Source organism: Pseudomonas sp. RC10-4-2 (genome assembly GCF_050433085.1).
Lineage (GTDB): Bacteria > Pseudomonadota > Gammaproteobacteria > Pseudomonadales > Pseudomonadaceae > Pseudomonas > Pseudomonas aeruginosa.
Genome location: NZ_JBNPXX010000001.1, coordinates 1366371 through 1379906, shown reverse-complemented (window position 1 = coordinate 1379906; position 13536 = coordinate 1366371). Strand labels below are relative to the sequence as shown.

The following is a 13536-nucleotide window of genomic DNA, read 5'->3' as shown; positions in this document are numbered from 1 at the left end:
TCCCGTTTTCCTCTACGCCTTGCGCATCAACGCGGGAAGGCCGGCGGGTTGACCCCAGCCATGTCTTCCATCACGCGCACTACCTGGCAGCTGTAGCCGAACTCGTTGTCGTACCACACGTACAGGACGACACGGTTGTCGTTGCAGATGGTCGCCTCGGCGTCCACCACGCCGGCATGGCGCGAACCGACGAAGTCGGTGGAAACCACTTCCTGGGAGCTGACGAAGTCGATCTGCTTCTGCAGGTCCGAGTGCATGGCCATCTGGCGCAGGTACTCGTTGATCTCTTCGCGGGTGGTGGCCTTTTCCAGGTTCAGGTTGAGGATCGCCATGGACACGTTCGGCGTCGGCACGCGGATCGCATTGCCGGTCAGCTTGCCTTTCAGCACCGGCAGGGCCTTGGCCGCGGCGGTGGCGGCACCGGTCTCGGTGATCACCATGTTCAGCGGCGCGCTGCGGCCACGACGACTGCCCTTGTGGAAGTTGTCGATCAGGTTCTGGTCGTTGGTGTACGAGTGAACGGTCTCGACGTGACCGTTGACGATGCCGTACTGGTCGTTGACGGCCTTCAGCACCGGCACGATGGCGTTGGTGGTGCAGGAGGCGGCCGAGATGATCTTGTCGTCGGCGCCGATGTCGGTGTGGTTGATACCGTGCACGATGTTCTTCAGCGCACCCTTGCCCGGAGCGGTAAGGACCACGCGATCGATCCCCGGGCACTTCAGGTGCTGGCCGAGACCTTCGGCGTCGCGCCACTTGCCGGTGTTGTCGACCAGCAGGGCGTTCTTGATGCCGTACTGGGTGTAGTCGATCGACGCCGGGTCGTTGGAGTAGATCACCTGGATCAAGTTGCCGTTGGCGGTCAGCGTGTTGTTTTCTTCGTCGATGGTGATGGTGCCGTCGAACGGACCGTGCACCGAGTCCCGACGCAGCAGGCTGGCCCGCTTGACCATGTCGTTCTCGGCGCCCTTGCGCACGACGATCGCGCGCAGGCGCAGGCCGTCGCCGCCGCCGGTCTTCTCGATCAGGATGCGCGCCAGCAGGCGGCCGATGCGGCCGAAGCCGTAGAGCACGACGTCGGTGCCTTCGCGGGCATCGCCGTTCTGCTTGCCGACCACCTCGGCCAGCTCGGCCTTGACGAAGTCCTCGATGCTGCGGCCGTTACCTTCTGCCTTGAACTTGGCGACCATCTTGCCCAGATCGACGGAAGCGGCGCCCAGCTTGAGCTCGCTCATCGCCTTGAGGATCGGGAACGTCTCGTGAACCGACAGCTCGGCGTCATCAGCCATGCGATGACGGGCGAAACGATGCGCCTTCATGATCGCGATCACCGAGCGGTTGATCAGACCACGGCCATGGATCGAGGTCACCACATTGTTATTGCGGTAGAGCTGGCCAATCAGCGGGATCATGGCTTCCGCGATGGCTTCACGATCGATCCATTCACCGAGACACTGGTCGGGCTTCTGAGTCACGGGCAATACCTTCCACATGTAGGGGATGAAAAAAGGGGCTACATTATGACCGCGCCGGCCAGGCTCGGCAATCTGCAGCAGTCGGAAGACTGACATCCAGCAGTCGGGAAAGTTACAATCCGGCGGGTCAAATTCCCGACCGGAGCCCAGCTTGCCCGTGTCCGTACTGCGTCTTCCCAGCCTGCCGGCCAGCGCCGGCAAGCAACACTGGGGCAACCTCCCCGGTGCCGCGCTGAGCCTGGCTGTCGCCGAGGCCGCCAGTTCCGCCAAGCGCTTCACCCTGCTGCTGACCGCCGACAGCCAGAATGCCGAACGCCTGGAACAGGAACTGCGGTTCTTCGCCCCCGACCTGCCGGTATTGCATTTCCCCGATTGGGAAACCCTGCCCTACGACGTCTTTTCACCGCACCAGGACATCATTTCCCAGCGCATCGCCGCCCTCTACCAGTTGCCGCAGCTCAAGCACGGCGTGCTGGTGGTGCCGATCTCCACCGCCTTGCACCGCCTGGCGCCGACCCGCTTCCTGCTCGGCAGCAGCCTGGTCCTCGACGTCGGCCAGAAACTCGACGTCGAGCGGATGCGCCTGCGCCTGGAAGGCGCCGGCTACCGCTGCGTCGACACGGTCTACGAGCACGGCGAGTTCGCCGTCCGCGGCGCGCTGATCGACCTGTTCCCGATGGGCAGCGAGTTGCCCTTCCGTATCGACCTGTTCGACGACGAGATCGAGACCCTGCGCACCTTCGACCCGGAGACCCAGCGCTCCATCGACAAGGTCGAGTCGATCCGCCTGCTGCCGGCACGCGAATTCCCCCTGAACAAGGAAGCGGTCACCGGCTTCCGCGGCCGCTTCCGCGAGCGCTTCGACGTCGACTACCGGCGCTGCCCGATCTACCAGGACCTCGCCAGCGGTTTGACACCCTCGGGAATCGAGTACTACCTGCCGCTGTTCTTCGAGGAAACCGCGACCCTCTTCGACTACCTGCCGCAAGACACCCAGGTGTTCTCCCTGCCCGGCATCGAACAGGCCGCGGAGCAGTTCTGGAATGACGTACGCAGCCGCTACGAGGACCGCCGGGTCGATCCGGAACGGCCATTGCTGCCGCCGGCGGAAGTGTTCCTTCCGGTGGAAGACTGCTTCGCCCGGCTGAAGAACTGGCCACGGGTGGTCGCCAGCCAGGAGGACGTCGAGCCGGGCGTCGGGCGCGAGCGCTTCCCGGCCCTGCCGCTGCCGAACCTGGCGATCGAAGCCAAGGCCGCCGAGCCGCTGGCCGCGCTGCGCCGGTTCATCGAGGAGTTCCCCGGCCGCGTACTGTTCTGCGCCGAATCGGCCGGACGCCGGGAAGTCCTGCTGGAGCTGCTGGCCCGACTGAAGCTGCGCCCCGAGGAAGTCGACGGCTGGCCGGCCTTCCTCGCCAGCCAGGCACGCCTGGCGATCAGCATCGCGCCGCTGGACGAGGGCCTGCTGCTGGACCATCCGGCCCTCGCCCTGGTCGCCGAAAGCCCGCTGTTCGGCCAGCGCGTCATGCAGCGCCGGCGCCGGGAAAAGACCCGCGACGGCGGCGACGCGGTGATCAAGAACCTCACCGAGCTGCGCGAAGGCGCGCCGGTGGTGCACATCGACCATGGCGTCGGCCGCTACCTGGGCCTGATCACCCTCGAGGTGGACAACCAGCAGGCGGAATTCCTCATGCTGCAATACGCCGAGGACGCCAAGCTCTACGTGCCGGTCGCCAACCTGCACCTGATCGCCCGCTACACCGGCGCCGACGACGCCCTGGCGCCGTTGCACCGGCTCGGCTCGGAAACCTGGCAGAAGGCCAAGCGCAAGGCCGCCGAGCAGGTCCGCGACGTCGCCGCCGAGCTGCTCGACATCTACGCCCGCCGCGCCGCCCGCGAAGGCTTCGCGTTCAAGGATCCGCAGGCCGACTACGCGACCTTCTCGGCCGGCTTCCCGTTCGAGGAGACGCCGGACCAGCAAAGCGCCATCGAGGCGGTGGTCGCCGATATGCTCGCGCCCAGGCCCATGGACCGCCTGGTCTGCGGCGACGTCGGCTTCGGCAAGACCGAAGTGGCGATGCGCGCGGCGTTCGTCGCCGTGCATAGCGGCAAGCAGGTGGCGGTGCTGGTGCCCACCACCCTGCTCGCCCAGCAGCACTACAACAGCTTCCGCGACCGCTTCGCCGACTGGCCGGTGAGCGTCGAGGTGATGAGCCGCTTCAAGAGCGCCAAGGAAGTCGAGAACGCTGCGCGGCTACTGGCCGAAGGCAAGATCGACATCCTCATCGGGACCCACAAGCTGCTCCAGGAAGACGTGAAGTTCGCCAACCTGGGGTTGGTCGTGATCGACGAGGAACACCGCTTCGGGGTGCGCCAGAAGGAGCAGCTCAAGGCCCTGCGCAGCGAAGTGGACATCCTCACCCTCACCGCCACGCCGATCCCGCGGACCCTGAACATGGCCGTCTCCGGCATGCGCGACCTGTCCATCATCGCCACGCCGCCGGCGCGCCGCCTGTCGGTGCGCACCTTCGTCATGGAGCAGCAGAACGCGGTGATCAAGGAAGCGCTGCTCCGCGAACTGCTGCGCGGCGGCCAGGTGTACTATCTGCACAACGAAGTGAAGACCATCGAGAAGTGCGCCCGCGACCTAGCCGAACTGGTCCCGGAGGCGCGCATCGGCATCGGCCACGGACAGATGCACGAGCGCGAGCTGGAACAGGTGATGAGCGACTTCTACCACAAGCGCTTCAACGTGCTGGTGGCCTCGACCATCATCGAGACCGGCATCGACGTGCCCAGCGCCAACACCATCCTCATCGAGCGCGCCGACAAGTTCGGCCTGGCCCAGTTGCACCAGTTGCGCGGCCGCGTCGGTCGCAGCCACCACCAGGCCTACGCCTACCTGCTGACACCGCCGCGCCGTCAGATGACGCCGGACGCCGAGAAACGCCTGGAAGCCATCGCCAACGCCCAGGACCTGGGCGCCGGCTTCGTCCTCGCCACCCACGACCTGGAGATCCGCGGCGCCGGCGAGTTGCTCGGCGACGGCCAGAGCGGGCAGATCCAGGCGGTCGGCTTCACCCTCTACATGGAAATGCTCGAACGGGCGGTGAAGGCCATCCGCAAGGGCGAGCAACCGAACCTCGAGCAGCCACTGGGCGGCGGGCCGGAGGTCAACCTGCGGGTGCCTGCGCTGATCCCCGAGGATTACCTGCCCGACGTGCATGCCCGGCTGATCCTCTACAAGCGCATCGCCAACGCCCCTGACGAGGAAGGTTTGCGCGAGTTGCAGGTGGAGATGATCGACCGCTTCGGGCTCCTGCCCGATCCGGCGAAGAACCTGATGCGCCTGACCCTTCTGAAACTGCAGGCGGAAAAACTTGGAATACTCAAGGTCGATGCCGGACCGCAGGGCGGTCGTATAGAATTCGCCGCCGATACCCAGGTCGACCCGCTGGTATTGATCAAGCTGATCCAGGGCCAACCGAACCGCTACAAGTTCGAAGGCGCAACCCTGTTCCGCTTCCAGGTGCCCATGGAACGACCGGAAGAACGCTTCAATACCCTGGAGGCGCTGTTCGAGCGCCTGACACCGCAAACCACCTAAGGATTAGCCTATGCGCTTGTTCCGTTGCCTTGCCCTGCTGCTCTCACTGGCCGCCCCCGCGGCATTCGCCGGCGGTCCCTACCAGGTGGAACTGGTGGTGTTCCGCCAGGCCGGCGATGCCGTGCCGTCCAGCCAGCCGGCCCCGGACGACTGGGCCACCGGCGCACAGCCGCTGGCCAGCGACGCCCTGCGCGCCACCGCGCTCGACAACCAGCTCGCCAAGCTCAGCCAGGACAACGGCTACACCGTGCTGCTGCACAAGGCCTGGCGCCAGGACATCGGCGAGACCCCGGTGAAGATCGCCCTCAGCGAAGGCCAGGAACAGGATCATCATTTCCCGGTGGAAGGTACGCTGACCCTCAGCCAGGTGCGCTTCGTCGACATGGAGGCCGATTTCTGGGTCAATCGCTTCGGCGACGACGGTTTCCTCGCCGGCAGCCAGCACATCAGGCAGGGCACGCGGCTGAAGAATGGCGAACTGACCTATCTCGACCATCCGAGCCTGGGCATCCTGATCAAGGTGGTGCCGGTCGGCGCCCGTCCCGCCGCCCCCAATCCCATGGAAATGGAAGAACAGCAGGCACCGGCGGACGCGCCCCCCGTCGAAGGCGGCTTCGACGCCGCACCTCCTGCGCAATAGCGAAAAAGGCCGCAATAGCGGCCTTTTTTTCGTTGCGATGGCCGCCTAGCCGGCCAGGACCCGCGCCAACACCTCGCGCACCTTGCCGATGCCATCGTGCAACGCCTGTTCGATTTCGGCCATGGTGATGATCCCCGCCGACTTGCCCGCCGCGGGATTGACCACCAGCGCCAGGCAGGCGTAGGGCAGGTCCAGCTCGCGGGCCAGTGCCGCCTCGGGCATGCCGGTCATGCCGACGATATCGTTGCCGTCCCGCTCCAACCGGGCGATTTCCGCCACCGTTTCCAGGCGCGGCCCTTGGGTGCAGGCGTAGACCCCATGGCTGCTGTGCGCCAGCCCCAACGCACGCAACGCCTCGATCAGGCGCTGGCGCAACGGCTCGTCATAGGGGTGGCTGAAGTCGATATGGGTGACATGCTCGATATCGCCGGCGAAATAGGTGTGCTCGCGTCCCGAGGTGTAGTCGATCAACTGGTGCGGCACGCACAGGTGCCCCGTTCCCATCGCCGCATGGATGCCACCCACCGCGTTGACCGCGATCACCGCCTCGGCACCCGCCTGCTTCAGCGCCCAGAGATTGGCCCGGTAGTTCACTTGGTGCGGCGGGAAGCGGTGCGGATGACCGTGACGTGCCAGGAACAGCACCTCGCGCCCGGCGTAGCGGCCACGCTGGAGCGGCGCGGACGGCGCGCCATACGGCGTTTCGATCGGCAGGGACTCGCTCAGCGTCAGCCCTTCCAGCTGGGTCAGGCCGGTTCCTCCGATAATCGCGTAGACACTCATCGACAGCTCCCTCAATCAATCAGTTGCGCGGCGCGCAACGCGGACAGTGCTTCCAGCCAGCGCGGCTGCTGGCGATAGTCGGTATTCGCGTAGCCCTTGCCACGCATGCGTTGCAGACGCGACGGCGGGGTCACCTTCAGGCGTTGCAGGGCAGCCAGGGCCAGCTCGGCGGAAGCCCGGTCGTTGCACACCAGGCCCATGTCGCAGCCCGCGGCCAGGGCGGCCTCGATGCGGCTGGCGGCGTCGCCGACCACATGGGCGCCGGCCATCGACAGGTCGTCGCTGAATATCACCCCGTCGAACTTCAGCTCGCCGCGCAGGATCTCCTGCAACCAGCGCCGGGAAAAGCCGGCGGGCTGCGGGTCGACCTGCGGATAGATGACATGGGCCGGCATCAGCGCGTCGAGCTGTCCGGCCAGGCGGGCGAACGGAACCAGGTCGCTGCGCCGGATTTCCTCGAGACTGCGCGCGTCTTCGGGAATCGCCACATGGGAATCGGCCTCGGCCCAGCCGTGACCGGGAAAATGCTTGCCGGTGGCGGCCATCCCGGCGGCATGCATGCCGCGAATGAAAGCACCGGCAAGCAGCGCGGCACGCTCCGGGTCGCCCTCGAAGGCGCGGCTACCGACCACGGCGCTGCGCTGGTGATCGAGATCCAGCACCGGCGCGAAACTCAGGTCGAGGCCGACCGCCTGCACCTCGGTCGCCATCAGCCAGCCACAATGCTCGGCCAGCTCTTCGGCATTGGGGTTGTCGGCGATCGCGCGCATCGCCGGCAGGCGCACGAAGCCCTGGCGCAGGCGCTGCACGCGCCCTCCTTCCTGGTCGACGGCCAGCAACAGGTCGGGACGGATGGCGCGAATGGCCGCACACAGTTCGCGAACCTGGGCAGGATGCTCGATGTTGCGAGCGAAGATGATCAGCCCGCCCACCTCGGGGTGGCGCAGGATTTGGCGGTCCTCGGCGGTCAGCCAGGTGCCGCCGATGTCGAGCATCAGAGAGCCTTGCATGAAGAGTCCTATGGCCTGGAAATCAGCGAAGCCCGCCGTCACGGGCCTCAGACAGCGCACACTGTACTGCACCCGGCAGAAAGACTTAAGCCCCGAGGCAGTACCGCGCGCCTGCCAATGGAGCCGGCCCGGCGCATGGAGTTCCGCCCGGAGCACAGAGAAAGGAGAAAGGAAAACGGCGCCCTCGGGCGCCGTCTGCGATCAGGCCTTGGCGGGCGTCTTGTTCCGCGGGCGCAGTTGCGCCCCGGCCAGCAGCGGATCGTCGATGCCGCTCTCGGCGCGCATGCCGGCGGCGAAGAACGGCACCATCAGGTGCATCACCTGCTCGGTGGAAGTGTTCACGCCGAAATCGGTTTCCGCCATCGCCCGCAGGGCCTTGATCCCCGACATGCTGAAGGCGGCCGCGCCGAGCATGAAGTGCACGCGCCAGAACAGCTCGATGGGCGGCAGCTTCGGCGCCGCCTCGTTGACCAGCAGCATGTAGCGCCGGAAGACCTTGCCGTAGACCTCTTCCAGGTACTTGCGCAGGTGCCCCTGGCTCTGGCTGAAGGCCAGGCCGAGCAAGCGCATGAAGATCGACAGGTCGTTGCCGCTGCGCGGCTTCACCGCCATCGCCTGGGACACCAGCAGGTGCAGGAGGTCCTCCAGGGTGGCGTGCTGGGCCTCGGGCTTGGCCTGGCGACGATCCAGCTCCTTTTCCAGGCTGGCGCAGAATGGCCCGAGGAAGCGCGAGAACACCGCCTGGATCAGCGCCTTCTTCGAACCGAAGTGATAATTCACCGCCGCCAGGTTGACCCCGGCCTTGCTGGTGATCAGACGCAACGAGGTTTCGGCGAAGCCTTTTTCCGCGAACAGCTGTTCCGCCGCATCGAGAATGCGTTCGACGGTTTCCGACTGGGCCATGGTTTCTCCGCCTGACAAACACTTGTTTGAAACATACGTTTCAGCCACATCCCTTGTCAAGCGGCAGATGACGCACCAGTCAGGAAAATTACAGAGAAGTCCCGAAAAACGGAAGCAAGACACTGGCCAACTTCATCGTGACGCAGGACGAAATGTCATGCGGAAAATCATTGCCACGCCTCGCTCACTGTATATAATCCCAGTCACTGGATAAAAACACAGAGCGACGACATGCAGAAGCTGACGCCCCGCCAAGCCGAGATCCTCTCCTTCATCAAGCGCTGCCTGGAAGACCACGGCTTTCCGCCGACCCGGGCGGAAATCGCCCAGGAACTCGGCTTCAAGTCGCCGAACGCCGCCGAGGAGCACCTCAAGGCGCTGGCACGCAAGGGCGCCATCGAAATGACTCCGGGCGCCTCTCGCGGCATCCGCATTCCCGGCTTCGAACCGCATGCCGCCAACGACGATGAGGGCCTGCCGGTGATCGGACGGGTCGCCGCCGGCGCACCGATCCTCGCCGAACAGAACATCGAGGAATCCTGCCGGATCAATCCCGCCTTCTTCAATCCTCGCGCCGACTACCTGTTGCGCGTGCGCGGCATGAGCATGAAGGACATCGGCATCCTCGACGGCGACCTGCTGGCCGTCCACGTCACCCGCGAAGCGCGCAACGGCCAGGTGGTGGTCGCGCGGATCGGCGAGGAGGTCACGGTGAAACGCTTCAAGCGCGAAGGCAGCAAGGTCTGGCTGCTGGCGGAAAACCCTGAGTTCGCTCCGATCGAAGTCGATCTGAAGGAGCAGGAACTGATCATCGAAGGCTTGAGCGTCGGCGTGATCCGGCGCTGACAGGAGATACCATGCAGACCTCCCACTCGCTGCCCAGCGCCCAGTTGCCACTGTTCCAGGAAGCGTTCTGGGCCAGCAACGGCGCACCCTTGCTCGACGATGTCATCGACAGCCCTTCCAGCACCTCCATCGAGGAACCCGCTGCCTTTAGCGAACTTTCGCTCAGCGGCCTGCCGGGGCACTGCCTGACCCTGCTCGCACCGATTCTCCGCGAGCTCAGCGAGGAACAGGATGCCCGCTGGCTGACCCTGATCGCTCCGCCGGCGAGCCTGACCCATGAATGGCTGCGCCGCGCCGGCCTGAACCGCGAGCGCATCCTGCTACTGCAGGCGAAGGACAACGCCGCTGCCCTGGCGCTCAGTTGCGAGGCCTTGCGCCTGGGCCGCAGCCACACCGTGGTCAGTTGGCTGGAACCGCTGAGCCGGGCGGCGCGCAAGCAACTGTCCCGCGCCGCCCAACTGGGCCAAGCACAGAGCCTGAATATTCGTCTGGGTTGAAAAAACGGCGGGGGACAGCGTTCAGTGCAGGACGCGGGGGCCTTCGTCGTGTTCCATCTCGCCCTCGGCAAGACGACCGGCCATTTGCACGCCGACATTGAACATGGCCTTGGCCACTTCGACATGCTGGCCTTGCAGGAAATTCTTCGCGTCCCCGGAGAACTCCAGGGTCACCAACGCCTCCTCGTCATCGGCGCGACGCAGCACGATGCGCCCGTCGGGCATTTCTACGATTTCAAGGAAGGATGTTGGCATGACAGACGCTCTCTACGAAGACGCGACATTGTAACAGCCCATCCAGTGCATCCCTAGCCCGCATCCGCCTTCCGGTTCCCCTCTCGCGCCTGTAACGGCGGTTCCAGAGCGCCCGGACGGCATCCGCTAAATTTTTTTGCTGGCAAATCAACCGAGTGGAACGGTAGGAAAATGTCCTACCGCTGATCGGCGAATGACGACGGCGTTACAGCTCCGTCAGGCTCTCGCGAAAACGCAGGACCAATTGCTTCAGCGACTGCCGCCATTCCTCGAGGGTTTCGCGAGAAAGCAAGGGGGCTTCTTCGTCGATACTCACGGCAACGATCAACGGTGTGCTGGGGTCGATCTTCGCTGCCTTGGTCGGTCGCGGCGGCAGGAACAGCTCGGAGTAGGCGCCCAGCAACTGGCCCAGCCAGGTTTCCGGCTGCGACGCCAACTCCACCAGTTCAGCCAGCTCGGGGCTGGGCGCGGCCGCCAGCACTTCGGCATTCAGCAATGCATCCACGCGAGGAGCGGCAGCCTGCGGCAGACGGTAGTAACCGGCGATCTCATGGCATACACCGAGCACTGCGCCATAAAGGTGGAACAGCGCCGACTCGCGCTCCCCCTGGATGATCGCCTGGGCATTCATCGCCCGCTCGGCATCGGCTCGCTTCCAGGCCTCCAGAGCCAACCCGGCGAAATACAGCTTCTGGTTGGTGCGGGTATAAAGCTCTTGGGCCATGCCGGTACTCCCGATTAAAACTGGAAGGAATGCGGAGCGCAGGACAGGTCAGCGCCCGGCCTTCGCGCAGTATAAGCGCGCCCCATGCAAGCGGGCGCGCCATCCATCAGCGCTTGTCTTCGACCTTCCACTTGCCGCCATCGTAGAAGGCGCGCCAGCCGGTGGGCTTGCCATCGACCTCGGACTGCACGTATTGCTCCTTGGTCTTGCGGCTGAAACGGATCACCGCGGGACGGCCGTCCGGGTCTTTCTGCGGGGCGTCGCAGAGGTAATGGTACTTGGGATCCAGCTCGGCCTTGTGCGGGATGATCTCGCTCACCAACGGCGCGCGGGTCTCGCGGTTCTTCGGGAACTGGCTGGCGGCCAGGAACATGCCCGAAGCGCCGTCGCGCAGCACGTAGATATCGTCCACCTTCTCGCACTTCAATTCAGGCATGCGGATGGCGTCCATCTTCGGCGGCGCCGCCTCGCCATTCTTCAGCAGCTTGCGGGTGTTCTTGCAGGTCGGATTGGTGCAACCGAAGAACTTGCCGAAACGGCCGGTCTTCAACTGCATCTCGCTGCCACACTTGTCGCATTCCAGGCTCGGCCCTTCGTAGCCCTTGATCCGGTACTGGCCTTCCTCGATCTCGTAGCCCGGACAGTCGGGGTTGTTGCCGCAGATATGCAGCTTGTGTTTCTCGTCCAGCAGGTAGGCGTCCATCGCGGTACTGCAGATCGGGCAGCGATGCTTGCCACGCAACACCCGCGACTCGGACTCGCCCTCGTCGTCCGCGGCGATCTCGTCGCCGGGAATCAGGTTGACGGTCGCCTTGCAACGTTCCTTCGGCGGCAGGCTGTAGCCCGAGCAGCCGAGGAACACGCCGGTGGAGGCGGTACGAATCATCATCGGCCGGCCGCACTCGCGGCAGGGAATGTTGGTCAGGGTCGGCTGGTTGGCGCGCATCCCCTTCTCGCTGACTTCGGCCACCTCGAGCTTCTTCTTGAAATCGCCGTAGAACTCGTCGAGCAGGTGCTTCCAGTCGCGCTCGCCCTGGGCCACGTCGTCGAGATGCTCCTCCATCCCGGCGGTGAAACCGTAGTCCATCAGGTTGGCGAAGCTCTCGTTGAGCCGATCGGTGACGATGTCGCCCATCTTCTCCGCATAGAAGCGGCGGTTGTGGGTGGTTACGTAGCCGCGCTCCTGGATGGTGGAGATGATCGCCGCGTAGGTCGAGGGGCGGCCGATACCGCGCTTCTCCAGTTCCTTGACCAGGCTCGCTTCGGAGTAGCGCGCCGGCGGCTTGGTGAAGTGCTGGCTCGGATCGAGCTTGATCAGCTTGAGGTTCTCGCCTTCCTTCATTTCCGGCAGGACGTCGTCCTCGCCCGGCTTGCTCTGCTGCGGCAGTACCCGGGTATAACCGTCGAACTTGAGGATGCGGCCCTTGGCGCGCAGCTCGAAATCGCCGGCGGTGACGCTCACGCTGGTCGAGAGGTATTCGGCCGGGGTCATCTGGCACGCCACGAACTGGCGCCAGATCAGGTCGTACAGGCGCTCGGCGTCACGCTCCATGCCGGACAGCTGGGTCGGCTTGAGGTTGACGTCGGAAGGACGGATCGCCTCGTGCGCTTCCTGGGCGCCCTCCTTGCTCGAGTAGACGTTGGCCTTGCCCGGCAGGTACTTCTGGCCGAACTCGTCCTCGATGAAACCGCGGACCATGCCAATGGCATCGGCCGACAGGTTGGTCGAGTCGGTACGCATGTAGGTGATGTAGCCGGCCTCGTAGAGACGCTGGGCCATCATCATGGTCTTCTTCACCCCGAAGCCCAGGCGGTTGCTCGCCGCCTGCTGCAGGGTGGAAGTGATGAACGGCGCCGAGGGTCGGCTGGAGGTCGGCCGGTCCTCGCGCTTGGCGACGCTATAGGCCGAGGCCTTGAGCTTTTCCAGGGCCGCCATGGCCTGGGCTTCGTTGAGCGGCTTGAAGGCCTCGCCCTTCTCACGGGTAACCTCGAAGCGCACGTTGGCGCCCTTGGCGGTACCGAGGTCGGCATGCACTTCCCAGTACTCTTCCGGGACGAAGGCGCGAATCTCGCGTTCGCGCTCCACCACCAGCTTCACCGCCACCGACTGCACGCGGCCGGCGGACAACCCACGGGCAATCTTCTGCCAGAGCAGCGGCGAGACCATGTAGCCGACCACGCGGTCGAGGAAACGCCGCGCCTGCTGGGCGTTCACCCGGTTGATATCGAGCTCGCCGGGCTGGGAGAAGGCCTCCTGGATGGCCTTCTTGGTGATTTCGTTGAATACCACGCGCTTGTAGCGGCTTTCGTCGCCGCCGATGGCTTCCCGCAGGTGCCAGGCGATGGCCTCCCCTTCGCGGTCCAAGTCGGTCGCGAGATAGACGGTGTCGGCGTCCTTGGCCAGGCGGCGCAGCTCGTCGATGACCTTTTCCTTGCCGGGCAGGATCTCGTACTTGGCCTTCCAGCCATGCTCGGGGTCGACCCCCATGCGCGAGACCAGTTGGCGCCTGGCCTTCTCCTTCGGTGACAGCGCCGGCGCCTCGGAGGCGCTCTTGCGGCCCTTGGCCGCCGGCTCCTTGGAACTCGACGAACCACTGGTGGGCAGGTCACGGATGTGGCCGATGCTCGACTTCACCACGTACTGGCTGCCCAGGTACTTGTTGATGGTCTTGGCCTTGGCCGGGGATTCCACGATGACCAGCGATTTACCCATGGATCGGAAGGTTCCTGCGTCGAAAAGATGAATATAAAGGAGGGAGCGACTAGCGCGGCACCGCTATATATAGTGGCGAACGAGCC

The 13536-nt window shown here is 65.0% G+C and carries 11 protein-coding genes; 4 read left to right on the top strand and 7 right to left on the bottom strand.

The window, feature by feature from the left end; genetic code table 11:
* Positions 1-26: 26 nt before the first annotated feature.
* Positions 27-1493, bottom strand: coding sequence for a glyceraldehyde-3-phosphate dehydrogenase (locus FHW81_RS06440; protein ID WP_020750382.1), 1467 nt, complete (start codon positions 1491-1493; stop codon positions 27-29).
* 139 nt (positions 1494-1632) lie between these two features.
* Here FHW81_RS06440 and mfd point away from each other — a divergent pair, with 139 nt between their 5' ends.
* Positions 1633-5079, top strand: a complete 3447-nt coding sequence (gene mfd / locus FHW81_RS06435; RefSeq protein ID WP_003113980.1) for a transcription-repair coupling factor — start codon at positions 1633-1635, stop codon at positions 5077-5079.
* Positions 5080-5089: 10 nt separating this feature from the next.
* Positions 5090-5719: a CsiV family protein gene (locus FHW81_RS06430; protein ID WP_003091190.1), complete on the top strand. Its 630-nt coding sequence runs from the start codon at positions 5090-5092 to the stop codon at positions 5717-5719.
* Between the two features lie 45 nt (positions 5720-5764).
* Here FHW81_RS06430 and FHW81_RS06425 read toward each other — a convergent pair whose 3' ends face one another.
* The 3 genes from FHW81_RS06425 to psrA all read right to left on the bottom strand — a co-directional run bounded on the left by FHW81_RS06425 (position 5765) and on the right by psrA (position 8415).
* Complete coding sequence (locus FHW81_RS06425) at positions 5765-6502, bottom strand: S-methyl-5'-thioinosine phosphorylase (protein ID WP_003091193.1); 738 nt, start codon at positions 6500-6502, stop codon at positions 5765-5767.
* Positions 6503-6513: 11 nt separating this feature from the next.
* Positions 6514-7512 (bottom strand): beta-N-acetylhexosaminidase, encoded by a 999-nt coding sequence (gene nagZ, locus FHW81_RS06420; RefSeq protein ID WP_003118092.1) that lies wholly within the window; start codon positions 7510-7512, stop codon positions 6514-6516.
* Positions 7513-7713: 201 nt separating this feature from the next.
* Positions 7714-8415, bottom strand: a complete 702-nt coding sequence (gene psrA, locus FHW81_RS06415) for a transcriptional regulator PsrA (protein WP_003091195.1) — start codon at positions 8413-8415, stop codon at positions 7714-7716.
* 231 nt (positions 8416-8646) lie between these two features.
* On the opposite strand from psrA, the gene lexA reads away from it, so the two are divergent.
* Positions 8647-9261, top strand: coding sequence for a transcriptional repressor LexA (gene lexA, locus FHW81_RS06410; RefSeq protein WP_003091196.1), 615 nt, complete (start codon positions 8647-8649; stop codon positions 9259-9261).
* 11 nt (positions 9262-9272) lie between these two features.
* Positions 9273-9758: an SOS-induced cell division inhibitor SulA gene (sulA, locus tag FHW81_RS06405; RefSeq protein WP_023088192.1), complete on the top strand. Its 486-nt coding sequence runs from the start codon at positions 9273-9275 to the stop codon at positions 9756-9758.
* Positions 9759-9779: 21 nt separating this feature from the next.
* Here the strand turns inward: sulA and FHW81_RS06400 are convergent, their stop codons facing one another.
* From FHW81_RS06400 to topA, 3 genes are all read right to left on the bottom strand, one after another.
* A complete protein-coding gene (locus FHW81_RS06400) occupies positions 9780-10013 on the bottom strand; it encodes a hypothetical protein (protein WP_003109483.1) in 234 nt (77 codons plus the stop codon).
* 205 nt (positions 10014-10218) lie between these two features.
* Complete coding sequence (locus tag FHW81_RS06395; RefSeq protein ID WP_003113979.1) at positions 10219-10737, bottom strand: DUF6586 family protein; 519 nt, start codon at positions 10735-10737, stop codon at positions 10219-10221.
* 106 nt (positions 10738-10843) lie between these two features.
* Complete coding sequence (gene topA, locus FHW81_RS06390; RefSeq protein ID WP_003091201.1) at positions 10844-13450, bottom strand: type I DNA topoisomerase; 2607 nt, start codon at positions 13448-13450, stop codon at positions 10844-10846.
* Positions 13451-13536 lie beyond the last annotated feature (86 nt).

Bases quoted from the DNA above. Each gene is read 5' to 3' on its own strand.
- FHW81_RS06440 (WP_020750382.1), bottom strand. From the start codon at position 1,493: ATGTGGAAGGTATTGCCCGTGACTCAGAAGCCCGACCAGTGTCTCGGT.
- FHW81_RS06430 (WP_003091190.1), top strand. From the start codon at position 5,090: ATGCGCTTGTTCCGTTGCCTTGCCCTGCTGCTCTCACTGGCCGCCCCC.
- FHW81_RS06425 (WP_003091193.1), bottom strand. From the start codon at position 6,502: ATGAGTGTCTACGCGATTATCGGAGGAACCGGCCTGACCCAGCTGGAA.
- nagZ (WP_003118092.1), bottom strand. From the start codon at position 7,512: ATGCAAGGCTCTCTGATGCTCGACATCGGCGGCACCTGGCTGACCGCC.
- psrA (WP_003091195.1), bottom strand. From the start codon at position 8,415: ATGGCCCAGTCGGAAACCGTCGAACGCATTCTCGATGCGGCGGAACAG.
- lexA (WP_003091196.1), top strand. From the start codon at position 8,647: ATGCAGAAGCTGACGCCCCGCCAAGCCGAGATCCTCTCCTTCATCAAG.
- sulA (WP_023088192.1), top strand. From the start codon at position 9,273: ATGCAGACCTCCCACTCGCTGCCCAGCGCCCAGTTGCCACTGTTCCAG.
- FHW81_RS06400 (WP_003109483.1), bottom strand. From the start codon at position 10,013: ATGCCAACATCCTTCCTTGAAATCGTAGAAATGCCCGACGGGCGCATC.
- FHW81_RS06395 (WP_003113979.1), bottom strand. From the start codon at position 10,737: ATGGCCCAAGAGCTTTATACCCGCACCAACCAGAAGCTGTATTTCGCC.
- topA (WP_003091201.1), bottom strand. From the start codon at position 13,450: ATGGGTAAATCGCTGGTCATCGTGGAATCCCCGGCCAAGGCCAAGACC.